Source organism: Frankia sp. CeCAU1 (assembly GCF_977971845.1).
In genome coordinates this window covers 52,564-53,050 of the sequence record NZ_CDWWXA010000018.1, presented here as the reverse complement: position 1 = coordinate 53,050, position 487 = coordinate 52,564, and the positions used below count along the sequence as shown (strand labels likewise).

Sequence of the window (487 nt, the reverse complement as noted above, 5' to 3'; positions counted from 1 at the left end):
CAGGTGGGGCAGGCGCCGGTCCAGACGGCGAGCAGGGCCTGGAGGGTGCGGAGGACTCCGTAGAGGGTCAGGCCGGCGCAGGGACTTTTGGGGTTCGTCTCAGCTGGGTGCAGAGGGCTTGGGCGACCCTGACGAGGGTGACGTGACGGTGCCAGCCAGCGAAGGTTCGGCCCTCGAAGTGGTCGAGGCCGAGGCCGTCTTTCAACTCGCGGTAGTCGTGTTCGATCCGCCAGCGGATCTTCGCGAGACGAACAAGATCGCGCAGGGGGATGCCGGTGGGCAGGGTGGACAGCCAGTAATCGGTGGGTTCGGGCTGGCCGACTGGCCATTCGGCGAGCAGCCAGCAGACGGGCAGGCTCCGGTCGGGGTTACGGGTGATGTTCCGGCCCGCGGGGCGGACCCGGAGCGCGAGGAAGCGGGACCGCATCCCCGCGGTCGGGTTGGCCGGGGTCCGGTGGGTGCCGTGACGCCAGGTCACAGACCGGCC

General features: G+C 70.2%; 1 protein-coding gene. It reads right to left on the bottom strand.

Annotated features, from left to right (window positions below; translation table 11 throughout):
* Positions 1 to 67 precede the first annotated feature (67 nt).
* Positions 68 to 487 (bottom strand): transposase (locus tag AC08OO_RS05775; protein WP_476618305.1); only part of this gene is annotated, 420 nt, incomplete at its 5' end.